This is a genomic window from Butyrivibrio sp. AE3003 (assembly GCF_000686065.1).
GTDB classification, from domain to species: domain Bacteria; phylum Bacillota; class Clostridia; order Lachnospirales; family Lachnospiraceae; genus Butyrivibrio; species Butyrivibrio hungatei_A.
On the sequence record NZ_JMLX01000001.1, the window covers coordinates 2012567 to 2030604 of the forward strand.

Genomic DNA, 18038 nt, shown 5'->3' on the forward strand with positions numbered 1-18038 from the left:
AGCATTTTAACATTTTCGAAATACAATAACAACTTTTTGTTATCATTCGGATTTTTTATTTCTATATATCGTATATCGCAGATTCACGCCCCCAATCTGCATTTTCTTTTTTACATTGGTTTATTTAGGAAAAAGACTGCAATCCCACATATAATGAGACTCATACCCACAATCTTTCTCTTCGATATCTTTTCCTTAAAAACAATCCTCGACAGGATCAATACAAAAACATAGCTTATGGGCTCCATTACTACCGTTCCCATATATCCAAGTTTTTCTTTATTATAGCCAAAGACCACCGTAATGACCATTGACACCATAAGCAGCGAATACCCACCTATAACAAGGCAGTTAAGATACTCCCTTATGGCCGATGGATAGCTCTTTTTCGAACTCATCTTCAAAAAGATCTGAGAAGAGGATGCTATAAGCTCAGCCAAAAGCATCATTAAAAAATACTTATACACTTTCCGCTTCCTCCTCCGATGAACTGTTCATAACTATAACTCCGGCGATAACAATAAGAACGCCGATCACCATTCCGGGTGTAATGCTCTCCGAGAAAATAACAAAATTCCAGAGCATTGACCACATCAATGTTACTGCCTTATTGGAATAAGCTATAGAGAGCTGGAATTTCTTAATAACCTGCTGCCATATAACGGCATAAATTGCCAAAACAACAAATTCAAGTGCAAAAAAGCCAATCCATCCGAGAGATAATGTCGGATATTCGGAAGCGCATTTAGCAGCAACAGTCGAAAGAGAATAGACAATAACTGCTCCCTGCAACTGAAAAATACCGGCTATACTGTTCTTTTTCATTCTTCCGATTCCCCTTCTTCTCCCGTTCCTTTTTCTGTATCTACAATATTCTTAAAGACTTCCGCAAAATGCTCCGCTATATTCTTATTACATTCGGCATTTACATGAATATTGTCAACAAGAAGATCCTTACTGTTTTCTTCAGAAATATCTCCGTTATAATTGTCAACAACACTTACGCCGGGATTCTCAGCCTCTGAGCAAACCGTCATCATTCCAAGGTAATACTGGAAAAGATCACCGTTTCCAAGTTCAAGCTTATCTCCCGCAACTACATTTCCGTCCTTGTCAAAGCCGTAACAGAAAGTAACGGTCATACCTATAATCCTCATATAAGGATACTTTTCCTGAATCTTTTTAATTCCGGTAGCAAGCGCTCCGTTATATGTCACTTCGTCAAACTGGTTGTCAGGGTTTCTACCGATCCTTCCCTTAAGAAGATCCTGCGCATTGTAGTAGATAACCAGAGTATCAACCTTATCCATATCGACATCTTCAAGTGTTTTTATACTGTCTTCAAACATTGAAGAATTATCAACAGAACTTGTAGCCTCGTGAAGTTTGGAATAATCTCCGCTTGTGATCGCATCTATTACGCTCGGGAAACAGAAAGCATCAAGAGGATCGTTGCCGTTTGCTGAACGCGCAACGGTAGTCTCGGGAAATCCCGCAGCTATACATTTCGCACCTGAAGCCTTTTCAATCTGAGCGGCAATTCCCGTATCTCCCAGATCATGGGTAATAGCGTCATTTCCGACCATAAGTATCGTCTCTTCACCGTCATCCTTATGTCCTGCCTTCTGCTCGTCAGATCTATAGGTGATAAAATCCTGAAGCTCTGCAGAAATATTTTTTTCATCGGACTCTTTCAGCTCAATACTGCTGTGATCCCATTTCACGATCTGCAAAACAAAATATAAGACAATAGCTACAATTACACCTAATACAACAAAGTGAGCCCAACGCGGAATCTTACCTTTTTTCTCGTAGTCTCCGTCGTCATCATCCTCGGAGTATCCTCTCTTCCCGCTTCTCCTTGCGCTCCTGCTATCCTCATAATACTCTTCATCGTCATAATCATCTCTGTAACGTTTCGACCGACTATCCTTACGTCTGCTGCCTTTGTAATCTCTCATATACTCGTCCTCCTGCCCGTCATCCTCGTAGTCTTCAAAAAGCTCATCATCATGATCTTCATCTTCGTAGTCTGCAGGATAATCGTCTTCATATTCTTCATAATCGTCGGAACGGCCTCTTTTTCCCGACGATCTTACATTCTCTTTATCAAAATCATAGAAGTCATCCTTGAAGTCGTCTTCATAGCCTTCTTCAAAGCCCTCTGCGTAATCATCCTCATAGTCATCCCTATAGCCGTCGTCTTCATAATCATCTCTGTAATCGCCGTCATATCCGGCTTCATCTTCATAATCGTCGGCGTCTCTGAAGTCATCATCGTTTTCGAATTCTTCCATACTGTCTCCTGCGAAGATATCAAAATCATCATCGCTGTATATATCAAAATCTTCTCTTTTATTTCTCTTATTTCTCATTACTGCATCATTCCTCTCTTATATTGGATATAGAGCTCAATCCGTATACCTTTGCCACATCACTGTTGATCCTGCTGTCCGGATCGTCAAGCAAAAAGAAGGAATAAAAATCCCCGATAGTTTCAGGATTTGTCGGGACATCAACTTTAACATCCTTATCTTTCATATTTGCAAAGCTGTCTGTAAGTTTCTTTGTCTCAACATAATTTTTTTGAAGTTCACCACTATAAAGCTTCTTGTTAAGCATAACAACGCTATACTTTCCGGGTGAAAAAGGTGTCGCTATAAAGCACACGAAAATAATTGCATAAAGAACCGCAAGAACGGACATCTTCTTATGTCCTTTCAAAGCTCTTCCCATTAACCATCCGATAAACAATGCCAGATTATCAAATGCGGCAGTCGTAGCCATCACTGTGATAAAAAAGCATCCGTTCGGAATCTGCTCCATGCCATATCCCATTACCTGCGCAAAAGCCGTTACCATCGGAGAAGCAAAAAGCATAGCTCCGACCACTATCCAAGCTGTCTTGCAAAGCTTTATCCTGTCATAGATAAGATATCCGACAACCATAAGACTGATAACAAGAACAAGATAATTCCTGTTAAAAAAAAGCCACCTTACCACATACTTATAATGCTCTGCCGCATAACCGATTCCGGCTTTTACACCAACTGCGCCGCTGTTTTCAATTCCATGTCCCGTCAAATTCCCCGGCGCGATCATATTGATAACCGCCCCTGCAAGACATGTAATAAATACTATCATATTATCTTTTTCAAGTCTTCTTCTCTTAATCGCAAAATAGATAATAGTACACAAAAGAAAATACACAAATATCCCCGTTATTGCAAGGGATGCTCCGACCGTCACCGCTCCGAGTATTGCCGCAAGAACCAACGGTTCTCTTCCTGTCAGCGCAACTTCCTTGTTAAGGTTATAAATGATAAAAAGACCGATCGACGTAAGTCCAAATGAAATGGGAACCCCATACGCACAGGCTCCGGAAAACCAGTAAAACACTTCCCTGAACGAATCATACGCCGTAAGCGGAAACACTGCGATCACGATCACAAATAATACAACATGCACGCCAACATCCGCAGTTTTCTTCATTATGACACCGGTCAAAAATATAACCGCCGCAAAGACAAGCACCGCATTGATCACCATAGTGACCTTCATTGCAGAAAAGCCGCCGTAGATTATGGGATTAAAAAACGAACCTATAAATGAAGTGAAATATGCGCCCTGTTCATGCCTGTACGCCTCATGTGCAAACTTACATGCAGAAACAATTCGATCAAAGAATCCATCGACTCCGATTCCCGATCCCGCGTACCAATAATCATCCGATACCGGCACAACAAACATGGCTGTCCTTACGATCGTCTCTATCAAAAACGCGATAACCGGAACCGATACGATCACCATTCCCCAATTCAATACTCTTTGCGTTCTCTCGTGTTTCATATACCCGCAATCTTTCTTACCATTTCCTCGAAAAAAGGTCTGCATAATCAAAATCTGCCACCATTTTTCTGACAGTTAACAACCCCTTATCCATTTCCTCAACGGATTTAATTTCATATTTTCCATCCTTAAAGCATTCTACCATAAATTTGTTAATTGCGGGTTTATAATGTGAATAATCCGCATAATTACTAAGGTCCAGGGTTTCCTCCATAGTCTGGAAATAAAACAACCTCGCATTTTTATACCCAAGAAGCCTCTCGGCGACATATCTGTATTGCTTCATCGTCGCCTCAAATGTATTCTCGCGCTTCACATTGTTCCAATACAGGATACTGTAAGGAGGGAAAAAGAAATAAAACTCCGTATCCGGATTTGACTCCACAAAAGGAAGAATATTCCTTGAAAGATTTACTTCCGTTCTCTCGATCAGCCCATCTTTTTCAGTTTCCACAGGATTTATCTCAGGCTGCTCGTAATTGTGCATAACCCATTGAATATTGTAATACTCAGGTGTCCACCAGCTAAAATAGATTTCCGAAAGATCCGAACCTTTTCCCCTGATAACGGGACGAAAAATATATTCAAATAATACATCCTTGTTTATGAGATATTTTACATCATTAATGACACTCTTGTCATATAAATACATCGGAAGTGGATACTTTGTTTCATCCGGATCTGCCGTCATAGTCGGGATATCTACGGCAAAGTACACCTGCTTTACAGGCTTCTGTTTCCTCGCATAGGTATTTTTATCAAACACGAAAGAAAGGATATTGTAGTCATCCCTGGGATATGCCCCGCTGTAACTAAGTTTTACGGTATCCGTTCCAAGAATATCTTTAAAATCGTCCGTGTCAAAATTAACCGTCATGGACGATCCTATGATACATCCGTCATATGCCATATTCCTCGCCATTCCGGGATTCTGACTGAGCTGATTGTCTACAATATACGGAAATCCCGCAACAGGAGTATGGAAATGAAAAAAAGGATCCACATACACCACGATTCCCCCACAGATGATAAACACCGCAAGAACCATGCTTATTAAGATGAAAAAGTACTTTTTATAGCTTTTCATAATTTTCTCCGCCCCATGCCGTCCGTTCTTCCGACCGGCACAAATGTATTATCAACTTGAAAATACATTAAAAATTCATATAAAGAAATGTACTTACGCCCGAAAAGCTGATTATGCTCCAAACTAAAAGCACCGCAGTAAGTACAGTCGTGCCAAGATTTATCTTGCACTCCTTAGAATACGTAACAGCATTTTTTCCCAAAAAGATTAACACACCGCCCGCAATAAGAAAAAGCCATAGACAAAAATCCCACGCAAAGCTAAACTTCATAAGCGGTGTCATCTTTATCACATACCATATCTCATCGAGATTAAAGCCATCGGCAAACGTGCTGTAAAAAGGTCTTATTCCGCCGACAAACATTCTCTTAAAAAGAAGAAGCGCATCGGAAATGCTACTCGCCCTAAAGAACACCCATGCAGCAGTTACATAGACAAAGGTAAAAAAAGTTCCGCAAATCTTTTTACCCGCTGCGACAATCCGGTTTTCCTCACTCTTTTTCGATGTCTTTTTCGCTCTTTTCAACATTCTTGTGATGATACTCAGAACGCCATGCATGATTCCCCAGACAACAAACGTACTTCCGTTGCCATGCCAAATTCCGCTGAGCAAAAATATGAAAAAGATATTCAGATACGTCCTAAGCTGCCCTTTTCTGCTGCCTCCGAGAGGTATATATACGTATTTGGTAAAAAACTTAGTGAGTGTGATATGCCATCTGTCCCAGAAATCGCCTATATCAACAGCCTTATAAGGTGAATTGAAATTAAGCGAAAGCTCAAATCCCATCATCATGCAGACAGATGCCGCAATATCGCAGTAACCGCTGAAATCAAAATACAACTGGAAAGAATAGAACACAGCGGTAAGTATCGCCTCCATCCTTCCAAGATTGGGAATCGCAGAAAATCCGTACTCGACAGCCTTTGCAAAAGTATCCGCAAGGATTACCTTCTTAAACAATCCCATGGATAAAAGAAGCAATCCACGCATCAGTTTTTCCCAATCCATATCATCTTTATAAGCTTTTTTAAGCCCATCGTTAAATGCCGCAAAGCCCATCAAAGGCCCTTGCAGAATCTTTGGAAAAAACAAAATATAGATGAGATAGTCCATCAGATCATATTCTTTTATCTCACCCCGATATAAATCAACAATATAGGAAATCTGGTTGAATGTGTAGAAACTGATTGCAACAGGAAAGAACATTCCCGCATAAACCACGCTGTACTTAAAGAAAAACAATATCGCAATGTTTACCGCTACGCCCACGATCATCCAGATCTTCGTGTTCTTCTTTAACCTGATGCAATTTATGACATTTATGTTGAGAAAAATACTCATACATAAAATAACTGTGTTTTTAATCTCAAAAAGACTATAGAAAATAAGAGAGCCCAGAATCATCAACATATTCAAAAGGCTTTCTTTTTTCTTATAATCTTTGATCTTTGTCCTTATCAGAAGATACGCCGCAAGAAATATCGGCAGAAATAAAAGCATGAACTCATATGAATTAAAAAGCATTTTACTTCAACCATTCACTCCTTTTGCTCATGAGGAGCGCCTTAAAGATGTCAATATCGTCTACTGTCGTGAGTTTTATATTCTTCTCAGAGCCCTGTGAAAAATATACTTTCCTGCCAAGTTCTGTCATAAGCGTACAAGATGCGACAGAATTTGTTATTCCTTTTGAAAGAGCCTCTCTGTGAATATCACAGATCTCTCCGAGTCTGAATCCCTGCGGAGTCTGAGTTCTCTTAAGATTATCTCTGGGGTATGTCTTATCAGACATTTCGCCGTCCGTTGTGGTAAGCATAGCCTCCGCACAAGGAATAGCCGTGATGGCATTTCCGTACTGCTTGGTCTTCATGATGCAATCGGATATGATCTCCGCGGAAACCATCGGTCTTATCGCGTCATGGATAAGCACTATCGAATCGGCATCAAAATTCTTCTCAAGTTCATACACACCGTTTCGTATGGAACCCTGCCCGTTCTCTCCGCCCGGAACGACATGCTCAAGTTTTGAAATATTGAACTGGCGGGCATAAGCCATAAGCATCTGCTCCCAACCTTCAACACACACTACGGCGATAGAATCAATCTCGGGATGATTCTGAAACGCTTCAAGCGTATATACAATAACAGGCTTCTCATTTACCGTAAGAAACTGCTTGGGAATGTCCTGCTTCATTCTGGCTCCCGTACCGCCGGCAATTATAAGTGCTATTGTTTTCATAATTATAGGTCCTCGTTTTTCTTTATAACATTCACGTGCATGGGAACTCTTTTATCCTCAGGCGGAAGACTCATATAATCCTTATAAGTCTTCTTAAGCCACTTGTCGTGGTTCTTCGGAATTGGGAATTCCTTGTCTCTTATCTTTGCTGTATCAGGCCCGTATATAAGATGGTCTGCATCAAAATCAAGCCCCCAATATCTGGGATCGGGCTGCTCATTAGAGATGAAAAGAGTTGTTTCATCTCCGGCACCTCCCGCGCCCTCAGGCGCTCTCTTTGCAAGTCCGCCAAGTGTCTGAAGCTTAATATATTTATATGCGATAACCTTAAACGGTATGCACTTTCCTACAGTTGTAAGAAGGAACGAAACAACCTTCATAACGCCCTTAAATTTAGAATAATCGACATACGGTCTGTGCCCCATGGCAAGCGCATAGAGAAGCTTCATCCTGATAAGCTGCCACTTGTGATTATCCGCCTCTTTATCAAATACAAAAAGATCGAGCGTAGGATGAGAATACCTGTGATCGTAGAAATCTTCCGCTCCAAAAGAGGTCTCTTCATAAGTAAGATCGTAATCCGCGATCTTTGTTATAAAATCAAAAAACTGAGGATATCTCTCAAATCTAAGAAGTTTAAATCTCTTATCCGCCTCTTTCTCATATACGGCAATAAACCTCTCGTAATCTTCACGCAAAAAAAGAATATCCACATCATCATCCCACGGAATAAAATCCTGATGCCTTACAGCACCAAGGAACGTACCTCCGTGAAGATAATACTGTATATTATGTTTTTTACATATTCTGTCCACCTCCGAGAGCATGGCAAAATCCGACTCATGCACCCTGTCGAGGTATTGTTGCACTTCTTTATCCATTTAACTTATTTCCTTAGTTCCACTCTGCAGCTTTCTTTTCTTCAAGCTTTTTAACTACAACAGGATCTTCATAGACATAAAACTTACCGACTTTTTCAACAATCTTAAGACCAAATGTCGTAAGATCCTTACTCAGCTTCCTTTTCTCAGTATCCTCGGGCATGATGACATATCGGCACTCTTCTTCTCTTGTCGCATCGACAAGTGCATTTGCATCCACTATTTCAACGCCTTCGGCCGTGACCTCTGCATTTTTCATCGCATCATACACAGGATCCCAGTACATTCCCTTAGCTTCACCCTCAATAATATCTGCTCCGTAAGGCATAAGGATATGAGTATCATACTGCCTTACATACCATGTCAGTTCTTCGGGAAAAGCCGCCCTCGGATTATCTTCTCCTTCTGCAGGCTTTATAAGCTCACATATATCAATAACATCCTGGCGAATATGATAAATGTTCTCTGCCTTATACATGTATCTGTTTGTATATACAAGTTTGCCTGTAAGCATGATCGCAAGAACCGCAGCAACCATTACCACTCTTCTTATCGCATCGCTTTTCATTTTCATCATTATCAGACATGCAGCGTATGCAATAACAATATACATGGGTATCAACCACAATATTCTATAATACGTTTCCGGGCTGTCTTTATCAACATGACCGACATATATTATCCTTGTTATCGGCAAAAGAAATCCCACAATTATCACAAGTGGCATTATTCCAAAAAGTATCTTTTTTACTTTGTCTTTTTCCTTGATCATGATAAATATCGCCGAAGCAATAAAAACGATCATGTTAAGATATGCCCTGATATCTCCGGCCGATTCGCCTCCAAAATACTGTCTGAGCGCCACATAACATTCCATAAAAATTCCGTACATATTATGCTCCACCCCCCAGAATTAAATAAAAGGCAACATAAGCCAGATTGGGAATAACCGCCAAAAAAGCTCCTACAAGCACAGTCCATCTCTTTGATGCATATAACAAAACAATCGTAAGGATTGCAACAAGTACGCATCCAAGCGCAACACCAAGCTCAGTACAGATACATGAAAGTACATTTACAAGCGCAAGCATTATCCAGCAGGGTGCGGTGATCTTAAGTTTTTCTTTAGTTCCGGCCGCCTCGTTCACTGCGGATACATCTTCAAACATAAGTAAAAAAAGCCAAAAGATCATCGGAAGTGCAAGATTTGAAAAAAGAGCCTTCCCCTGCCAACTTCTCATTAGAAGGAATGTAGCAGGCGTACTCAGCGAAACATTTCCAAACATAAACAGTACATTTATAAAAATCATAAATACGGGAACGATTTCTTTTTTCTCCTTAAAAAGACTCTTCCCTATCTGATAATACACATAATAAACAAGCGGTAAAACAAAGAGTGGCATTACTACATGCGAAACTATAGTGGCATGTACAGATGAGCTCTTGGCTATAAAGGCAATCCACATTGTAACAGCTGCAAGCACATTTCTCGTTTTAAGGTCAATTGGGCCTCCAACATTAGGATCGATCCTGTTCATAGATCCCCACTGCTGCGCTATAAGTGAATTTGTCACATATTCGGCATCATCACCGTTGAACGGTGCATATATAAAGTTCATTACCACTTGAAAAAGAACAAGTGCTATAAAGATTCCATAATAAATTTTGGTCTCTGTATTAAGGTCACAGACAATCTTCCTCTTAAAGATCGACTTACTGAACCTAAAAGATCCGCCGATTGCCAAAAGCGATACGATCACCACATAAATCTGTCTGCAATGCGTAAACGACTCATAAACATAATTGATTATGCAGGGAATCGCGACCATTTCAAATATAGCAATGTAAATAAGAAATCCAAGAATAAATGTGATTCCTATTGTCTTTTTCCCCTCAGGTAATATAAAGTTGAAAAGCTGTCCGATAAGATATGGCACTATTAACATCCAATAGATCAGGCGCACTACGGACCATGCAACCATTAACATATGTCATTCTCCCAAAGCAATTTTCTTATACTTACAACCGCATCACGGCAAACCATGCTTATCATATAACAAGCATGCTCTTTATGTGCTGCTGTAAAATGTTGATTCCCGTAAGATTTTCGCCGCCTCTGGGAATAATAATATCTGCATATTTTTTACTGGGTTCAATGAACTGCTCATGCATAGGCTTTACAGTGTCTGCATATTGATTAAGTATCGACTCTATACTCCTTGCACGCTCCGCCATATCACGCCTTATCCTTCGCATAAGTCTTTCATCCGCATCCGTATCAACGAAAACCTTGATATCCATAAGATCTCTTAATTCTTTATTTTCAAGAACCAGGATTCCCTCAAGGATTATAACATTCTTAGGAACAATGTGTACCGTGGCATCCGCCCTGTTATGAACAGAAAAATCATAAACAGGAATATCAACTTCCTCGTTATTCTTAAGCTTTTTTACATCCTCGATCATCATCTGTGTATCAAATGAATCCGGATGATCGTAGTTAAGCTTGGACCTGTCCTCATATGAAAGGTCGTTGTGAGCTTTATAATATGAATCGTGGTTGATGACTACAATATCATCTCCGAAATTCTCTTTTATCTTTCTTACTATTGTCGTTTTGCCCGAAGCGGTACCACCTGCAATTCCGACAATACAGATCTTACCTTGCATATCTTCCTCCTTTTGAAGTGTAATACTCATGTTCCACCACTTCTCCGGTTTCTTTATCATATATTATTATCTGAATATCGGCACTCGCATGAGCGTCGTCATACAGATAGTTTGTATCCTGATCGTCCGCCTCATAAAAAAGCCTGAAATTCTGTTCAACAGGCTGATAATACATATGTCCCATCGCTGTCTCAACATTCTCAAGATTTCCGTCGCCGGAAGCTTCATATGTCTTGCCCGTCTTTGGATCCTTGATAAGTATATACGGCCCAGACGTAGTTTTGATCATATTTGAATCCGCTATTCCACTTATGACATGTTCCATTGATTTATCCGTAAAAACCTGAGAACCTTCATTGCAGTATAAAACAAAGCCATACTCTCCAAGAGACAAAAGACTCAATTTGGAAATAAGGTTGTCCTCATCGGTCGTATCCGATCTTATCGATTCATAGAAGTTATCACTCTTTTCATCCCAGTATGCATAAGCCTCGTCGCCTCTGTGATCAACAAGCTTTGAATTGCTCTTAAGCCACTTTCCTATCGCCTTGGTTGTCTTTGTAGATCCGACAGCATTCAGATGTCCGTGATCGTTTAAGTCTGAATATATATCAATAACATCCGAGTTGAGCATATTAAGATACGGCACTTTGCAGGCTTTTGCTATCGCACCCGCTGAATTTGCCGCAATAATATCTTTTGACTCGGGATTAAAAGGATCGAATGTCACAAGCACTCCGATTTTTCTCTTCTTACACTCTTCAATGATAGCCTTAAGATAGCGTTCTCCAACCGTTTCCTCGGGAAGAACTTCTCCCTTTTCAGGTTCCTTACAGAAAGTAAAAGAAGTCTCAACGTCATATCTCATCTCTGCGCCGAACAATTCGTTCTTTGACTCATCTCCGAATACCGATTTAAAATCATCCTCGGAAATGTATTCCCACCTGTTGTGATAAACAAGGAAATTAAAAAGGAATTCTCTTCGGATCGATTTATCCTGTATAAGATCGTTTACCGCCTCAACTTTGAGGTCGTTAAACGGCCACACATCCATATTGAGGTGAAGCTGCTCAACAGAAGTATTTACCTCATCCTCATCGGGATTTGCATCTCTGTCATCGAGGTAACGATAGTTCTTCTCAAGCATATAGGCATCAACAACAACCCACTTCGGAGTCGTGTACTGAAGCGCCTCCCTTAGTTCCCAATATGTTGATTGAAGGAGCGAACCGTGTCCTCCCATATTGTAAGAAGTATATCCGTACTCATTATAAAGAACCGTAGGGTTTATCGCATTTATTACGTGCGAAGATCCGATAAAAAGAACGTCTATCTGATCTTTTTTGGCAAGTTCAAAGAAATCGGCATACTTATACAAGCTGTCTTTTCTCTCCAAAACTATCGTCGTTGCATATAAAATAATGCCCACGGTTATAGTAAAAAAATATGCACTTTAAAGCTATGTTTATCTTTCTTTTCATAAATTCATGCCCTTGTCAGTGCCTTCAGCACTACGCTTAATATGTAACTTCACCGTCATGCTTAAGAAGTGATACGCTGTTTACTCCGTCAAGTCCCGAAAGGCTGCTGCAAAGCTTTCTTCCGTCTGATGTTCTGATCTCGAAAGCCAGACTTATCTGTCCGTTTGTTATTGTTCTGCTCTTCTCACTGTAATAGCTCTTGCTCTCTGTAAGAATCTTCTCAACACCGTCATTGGTCTCATCACTGTCTCTGAAGCTTATCAAAAGAATCTGAGGAGCCTTCGCCTGAGGAACCAGCTCAAGAACAAGAATGAGTATTGTGATCGATGCGGAAAGCACCAGTGCTATTCCAAACAATCCCGCGCCGCAGATGATTCCGACAGCAATTGACCAGAACAGGAACACAAGGTCCATGGGATCTTTTATTGCGGTACGAAATCTTACGATAGAAAGCGCACCCACCATACCAAGAGAAACCACAACGCTTGACTGGATAGTCAGAATAATTGCCGCAGTTATGATCGCAATCGATGCAAGAGAGATATTAAAGCTCTTTGAATAAAAGCTCTTTTTTGTAACAACTCTGTAAAAAAGATAAATATATACCGCAAATACACATGTAAGCGCGATCGCAATTACTATTGTCCTGATGCTCATTTCCGTCTGAGCGTAATTCTCCAAAAAAGATTTCTTTAAAATATCCTTAAAACTCATTTCTCATCCTCCGTTATAATGCTGTGCTTCGTATGCCATCCGTTCAAAATGCCTGCATTGGCATTCGACGGCACAATTCGTATTTAGAAAAAGAAGTATATCTCATATTATCAAGAATCATCACTTGTCTTAAGTGATCAGGCAAAAGCGTATCATACTTCACCTCCAGAAGATCAAGGTCCCTCGCCATAATAGGCCTTACCGGCAGATCTTCATCAAAAAATCGGTCAAACATCTCGCTCGAAGAAAGACATCTGTCAATCGTGACACGCACATTTGAAGGCCTCCAGATATACGGGATTCTCTCATATTGAACAATAGTCGCCGGTCTGAAGCCTTTTGTCATGACCTGCAATGCAAAATCATTCCATAAAGGTTCTCTGTTCTTATCCGGCTCAATATTTCCCGCCATTGCCGCTTCAACATCCGCTCTTGAAACAGTGATGCTGTCTTTATGTGTCATATTGCCCAGTTTTTCTTTACATTCAAGATGTATCACCTTGTCGCTGCAATTATATATTCTGATTCTCCACTTTCTTCGGAAAAAAAACTCCGTCTTCTTTCTCATGAAGACAGGAATTATTCGGATCGTCAAAATACACACTGCGAATCAGATAAGACGTGCCGTCACGCACATGCGGATCTTTTTCCATCATGGCATCAAGCCTCATCTTAAGGATAGCGACGTCAGATTTATTCAGAAGATACTTCTGTTCGTTTCTGTATCTGTTACCCATAAAATTCTGCTCTGTCCTTCCTAATGCTGTTTCTGCGTAAGTACCATGTCCTTTGTGACCACGGTTTCGGGAGTAAATAACTCCTTGCCATAGTACCAATCATTACTGTCCTTGTAAATCGGAAGCGAATCTTCGCCTATCGTATCTCCCTTTTTAACCGGAACCATCAGATCAATTCTGGCTTCATCCAAAACAAAAGTCACAATATAATAAGCATCTTCATTCTTATAATATGCATCAAGGAACTTAGTCCTGTCAGCAAAGACTCCGGTAATTTTCTTTACCGAATTTGCAAAAGAATCTGCCGGATCATTCGGATTATCAATATCTTCGACGGACCACCTGTAAGTATCTGCAATTGCCGATTTCTCAATTTCTTTTTCCCATACAGGCACATCTTCCGAAAGAATCTTTTTAAGTTGCGGCTCAGCCTTTTCAAAGAAAAATTTCTTCATTCCGTCATGGAAATCTTTGTGCGAATCAAACTGCCTAAGCCACATTACTCCCGAATTGTCTTTATCCTTTACTACTATTGAATTATTGTGAATCGATCTGATCATATAATTCAATCTTTCATTCTGAATAAAGGAAACATAATCGTTTATTGACTTATCAAAGTCCCAGGCCGGACCGCCGTATAACTTCCTATCGTTTTCTTTAATATGGAAAAACTCGCTGTTATACTCCGTATCATAATTTATCGATATCTCCTGAAACACATACTGGCGCATCCATGATTCGGGATCATAATAGTCAGACCATGTTTTCCCCGATTCGGTCTTTTCACCGTCAGAAAGATAAAGAGCCTGTTCCGCCTCATTAACAAGATCTGTCAAATACTTGTGCTGATCTTCTGTAAGATTGGACGGCGACTTTACTTCCATCCATCTGTTAGGTGTCTCTACAATAAGATTTTCAGGAGTATCCTGAAAAGCATCGGCCGCTCCAAGCTCAACGAGATATCCTCCGGTATTATTTTGGTTCATCTTCCTATCGCCGGCAACATTATTAACAACCTCAAGATTATTGAGATCAATATTTCCGCCATCGATATCAACCTTCTGCAAAAGCAGATAAAGTCCCTCATACTGCCCGTTCAGATAGACATTCACATAGCGAAACTCAGGAGAATACTTATCTCCAGTATTCTTAGAAAGCCTGTACATTATGGCATCTTTCATAAATGATCCATCAATAAACTCCGATATAAGGACCCACTTTCGCTGCGCCGGCATCCCAAGTATTCCCACATCAGATTCAAGATTGAACTGATACGAACTCTTATCGAAGAAAAAGGATGAATTTCCGTGAACACGAATATTGCAGTTTCCGCTATAATCTTTGGAATCATCTCCATTTAAAACTGTGCAAAAACCTGCAGCGGTATTTCCCTTTACTTCCTTCAAAAAATCTTTTGTATCATTATATGTTCCCAGATATACTGAAGGAATCCCACTTGCCGCTATAAATCTAAAATCAGCCGTTTCGGTGCCCACTCCGGGAACATTTATCTCACCGTTCAATCTTTCAAATAAAGGTACATTTAAAACATCTCCACCTGTATAAGTTTCATTACCGACAGTAACTTCAATACCTTCATCACAAACAAGTTCGATTTCTTCTCCCTCATCCACAGGAAGATATACGTCATAGCACAGCTTACCGTCACTGTCAAAATGCGCATTTATTCCGCTCGCCGTTTCAACAGGATTGCCGTAAGCCACAAATCCCACGCTCTCCCATATTGCGAAATCGGAATCTATGTACTTCTCTGCACTTCTTTCTTTATCCTTTATAAGAAAAACCGTTACCGACAATGCTGCAACAAGCATAGCCAGTATGAGCCATATGCTCTTTACTTTTCTTCCTCCGATCAACCGAAAACTACTCCTCTTTTCAAAATAGATCAAAACTGCTTATAGATGAAATCCGACACATCGTAGCCCGGGCCCCAGATTCCGCACACTACGGTAACTACGATTCCCAATATCATAATGATCCATCTAAGCCACAATCCCTGGCACAGTATCTTTTCCCTTATAACAATTCCCCTGCTGTTCACAAGATCAACGATGATCATAAGCAATATACCAAATACACCAAGGAGGAAGTTTCCTCTTGTAAGCCCGAACTGGTACATGCTTCCGTCAACATATTTCCACGGAGTGAATACAAAAGAATATCTGATGATCCTTACAGCCTGCATTATATCGTCCGCTCTAAAGAACACCCACGCATAAGCTACAAGAATAAAAGTTCCCGCCGTCTTTACAACTCTGTGTGAAAAACTTGCTCTTCCAATGTTAAATGTCTTTGTGATCTTGTCCCTGACAGGAGTAACTATACTTCCTATCACCTGATATACACCGTGAAGAAGTCCCCATACAAGGAAAGTAAAATCTGCGCCGTGCCAAAGGCCGCTCACAGTAAATACAATAAGTATATTGATAAACTTTCTGATTGTTCCTTTTCTGTTTCCACCAAGCGGAATATACAGATAATCTCTAAACCATGACGAAAGTGAAACGTGCCACCTTCTCCAGAACTCCGCGATCGACCTTGCAAGATAAGGGCACTCAAAGTTATTCATTACATCAATTCCAAGAATCCTTGCTATTCCGATCGAAATATGTGAATAGCCCGCAAAATCCGCGTAAATCTCAAATGTATAGAACAGGATCGCAACAAAAGATATCGTTCCCCTTATACCGTCTTCGGCATCAAATACAGCTTTTACAAAAATAGCAAGTCTGTCCGCAACAACAAGCTTAAGGAAATATCCCCAAAGCACCTGAAGAAAACCGTTTCTGAATCTGTCAAAATCAACGGGCTTGGGATTATCGAACTGTTCCAGCATATTCCCCGCTCTCTCGATAGGTCCGGCAAGAATCTGCGGGAAAAATGAAACAAAAAGAGCAAATTTAAGATAATTCTTTTCAGGGATAATATCTCCCCTGTAAACATCAATCAGATATCCTACGGACTTAAGTATGTAAAAAGACAGTCCGAGAGGAATGATCATATTATTCAGCTGAATATTTCCATAGGCTCCGTCTGTGGCAATACCCAGAATCTGCATGAAGAAATTGAAATATTTGAACACAAAAAGAATTCCGAGATTAAAGAGCAGGCACAAAACAAATACAAGCTTTGCCTTCTTCTTTTTTCCCAGGTAAATACCTGTTGCATACACCGACAGCATAGAAAGTACGAGGACAACCATCGCCCCTATGCCTGCAGTTGAATAAAATATCATACTTGCTATAAGAAGCCAGATATAGCGATACTTTATCGGAACTATGAAGTTGATCAAAACGGCGCATGGCAAAAATACCATGAATGCAAATGATATAAAGGTCATTGTTTCTCCCTGTGGTCTGTAAATCAGTGTAATGTCACATTATTTATCATTTTCAAAATTGATGCGCTTTTCCTCAACAACTATGGGACGGCCGATAACTCTGGTGTTGATGTTAAGGATATACTCTCCGGTAAGCCCTATAAAAAAGAGCTGTATTGCACCGATAAGGAACATTCCGATGATCATCGGTGCGTAACCCGCATGGAAGCTGTACCAGTGAGTAAGCTTAAGTACAAGATACACAAATGCAACGATCATATCTATAATTGCACAAGCAAATCCCGCTATAGTACAAAGACGCAATCCCACCTTTGTATATGATGTAATACTGAGCATTGCCGCATCATATAAGGTATAGAAATTGTTGTGTGTCTTGCCTGCTCTTCTCTTAGGCTGCTCATACTCAACCGTTGTCATATTGAAACCGGCTCCGTACTCGGCAACGATTCCTCTTATGAACGGAATCGGATCGTTAAGCTGTCTGAGAAGTGTTATAAAGGTCTTGTCATAAAGACCAAAACCTGTAAAGTGCTCTATCATCTGAACACTTGAAATGTTCTTTATAGTCTTATAGTAGACAGTTCTGAGGAAATAAATTAATCCGTTTTCCTTACTTGAAGATTTTACTCCGCTGACGATCTTGTGGCCCTCTTCCCACTTTTTTACAAATACGGGAATAAGCTCAACCGGATCCTGGAAATCGGCACACACGGGAATGACGCAGTCTCCGTCCAGAGAGCACATGCCATGAAAAGGCGAATTGAACTGTCCGAAATTTGTGACATTAAATATCGCCTTTATCTTATTATTTCCCTCGCAGATTTTCTCAATCTTATCTCTTGTTCCGTCTGTAGACGCATTGTCTATGAAAACGATCTCATAATCATAGTTTGAAAGATCTTTTTTCATGACATTTTCAATTGCGGAGGAAATACCCTCCACGTTCTCCACCTCATTAAAACAGGGGATCAAAACACTTATTTTTTTCATAATACTCCTAAAAAATGCGGTGCTG

At 40.3% G+C, this 18038-nt stretch carries 18 protein-coding genes; all 18 read right to left on the reverse strand.

The genetic code is table 11. The features are described 5' to 3' along the window. Nucleotides 1-110: 110 nt before the first annotated feature. The 18 genes from CD00_RS0109695 to CD00_RS0109780 all read right to left on the reverse strand — a co-directional run bounded on the left by CD00_RS0109695 (nt 111) and on the right by CD00_RS0109780 (nt 18013). On the reverse strand, nt 111-467 hold the full coding sequence (locus CD00_RS0109695; RefSeq protein ID WP_026655786.1) for a multidrug ABC transporter: 357 nt from the start codon (nt 465-467) through the stop codon (nt 111-113). After that, entirely contained in the window at nt 460-825 is a 366-nt protein-coding gene (locus CD00_RS0109700; RefSeq protein ID WP_026655787.1) for a transporter, read from the reverse strand. The genes CD00_RS0109695 and CD00_RS0109700 overlap by 8 nt, the downstream gene beginning before the upstream one ends. Then, entirely contained in the window at nt 822-2375 is a 1554-nt protein-coding gene (locus CD00_RS19320; protein ID WP_026655788.1) for a hypothetical protein, read from the reverse strand. The genes CD00_RS0109700 and CD00_RS19320 overlap by 4 nt, the downstream gene beginning before the upstream one ends. A 7-nt stretch (nt 2376-2382) precedes the next feature. Further along, nucleotides 2383-3849 (reverse strand): DUF6056 family protein, encoded by a 1467-nt coding sequence (locus CD00_RS0109710; RefSeq protein WP_185750430.1) that lies wholly within the window; start codon nt 3847-3849, stop codon nt 2383-2385. Between the two features lie 16 nt (nt 3850-3865). Beyond that, the gene (locus tag CD00_RS0109715) at nt 3866-4936 is read right to left on the reverse strand and encodes a hypothetical protein (RefSeq protein WP_026655791.1); all 1071 of its coding nucleotides are present in this window, start codon (nt 4934-4936) and stop codon (nt 3866-3868) included. Nucleotides 4937-5003: 67 nt separating this feature from the next. Continuing rightward, the gene (locus tag CD00_RS0109720) at nt 5004-6440 is read right to left on the reverse strand and encodes an MBOAT family O-acyltransferase (RefSeq protein ID WP_207640477.1); all 1437 of its coding nucleotides are present in this window, start codon (nt 6438-6440) and stop codon (nt 5004-5006) included. 25 nt (nt 6441-6465) lie between these two features. Continuing rightward, nucleotides 6466-7179, reverse strand: a complete 714-nt coding sequence (locus CD00_RS0109725; protein WP_026655794.1) for an IspD/TarI family cytidylyltransferase — start codon at nt 7177-7179, stop codon at nt 6466-6468. Nucleotides 7180-7181: 2 nt separating this feature from the next. Continuing rightward, complete coding sequence (locus tag CD00_RS0109730) at nt 7182-8060, reverse strand: LicD family protein (protein ID WP_026655795.1); 879 nt, start codon at nt 8058-8060, stop codon at nt 7182-7184. Nucleotides 8061-8073: 13 nt separating this feature from the next. Further along, a complete protein-coding gene (locus CD00_RS0109735) occupies nt 8074-8952 on the reverse strand; it encodes a hypothetical protein (RefSeq protein WP_026655796.1) in 879 nt (292 codons plus the stop codon). Between the two features lies 1 nt (nt 8953). Further along, nucleotides 8954-10048: a DUF6077 domain-containing protein gene (locus CD00_RS0109740; RefSeq protein ID WP_026655797.1), complete on the reverse strand. Its 1095-nt coding sequence runs from the start codon at nt 10046-10048 to the stop codon at nt 8954-8956. 61 nt (nt 10049-10109) lie between these two features. Beyond that, nucleotides 10110-10730 (reverse strand): uridine kinase, encoded by a 621-nt coding sequence (gene udk, locus CD00_RS0109745; RefSeq protein ID WP_026655798.1) that lies wholly within the window; start codon nt 10728-10730, stop codon nt 10110-10112. Continuing rightward, nucleotides 10720-12159: a hypothetical protein gene (locus tag CD00_RS0109750; RefSeq protein ID WP_207640478.1), complete on the reverse strand. Its 1440-nt coding sequence runs from the start codon at nt 12157-12159 to the stop codon at nt 10720-10722. Before CD00_RS0109750 ends, udk begins: the two co-directional genes overlap by 11 nt. 88 nt (nt 12160-12247) lie before the next feature. After that, on the reverse strand, nt 12248-12925 hold the full coding sequence (locus CD00_RS0109755) for a DUF4956 domain-containing protein (RefSeq protein ID WP_026655801.1): 678 nt from the start codon (nt 12923-12925) through the stop codon (nt 12248-12250). Nucleotides 12926-12968: 43 nt separating this feature from the next. Beyond that, nucleotides 12969-13493, reverse strand: coding sequence for a VTC domain-containing protein (locus CD00_RS17940; RefSeq protein ID WP_207640479.1), 525 nt, complete (start codon nt 13491-13493; stop codon nt 12969-12971). Next, a complete protein-coding gene (locus CD00_RS19325; protein ID WP_026655804.1) occupies nt 13438-13662 on the reverse strand; it encodes a VTC domain-containing protein in 225 nt (74 codons plus the stop codon). The genes CD00_RS17940 and CD00_RS19325 overlap by 56 nt, the downstream gene beginning before the upstream one ends. Before the next feature lie 20 nt (nt 13663-13682). Continuing rightward, nucleotides 13683-15539 (reverse strand): CotH kinase family protein, encoded by a 1857-nt coding sequence (locus CD00_RS0109770; protein ID WP_026655805.1) that lies wholly within the window; start codon nt 15537-15539, stop codon nt 13683-13685. A gap of 29 nt (nt 15540-15568) precedes the next feature. Beyond that, nucleotides 15569-17023, reverse strand: a complete 1455-nt coding sequence (locus tag CD00_RS0109775; protein WP_026655806.1) for an MBOAT family O-acyltransferase — start codon at nt 17021-17023, stop codon at nt 15569-15571. Nucleotides 17024-17062: 39 nt separating this feature from the next. Next, nucleotides 17063-18013 carry a glycosyltransferase family 2 protein gene (locus tag CD00_RS0109780; RefSeq protein WP_026655807.1) on the reverse strand — a complete coding sequence of 317 codons (951 nt, stop codon included), beginning with the start codon at nt 18011-18013 and terminating at the stop codon, nt 17063-17065. Between the last annotated feature and the right edge of the window lie 25 nt (nt 18014-18038).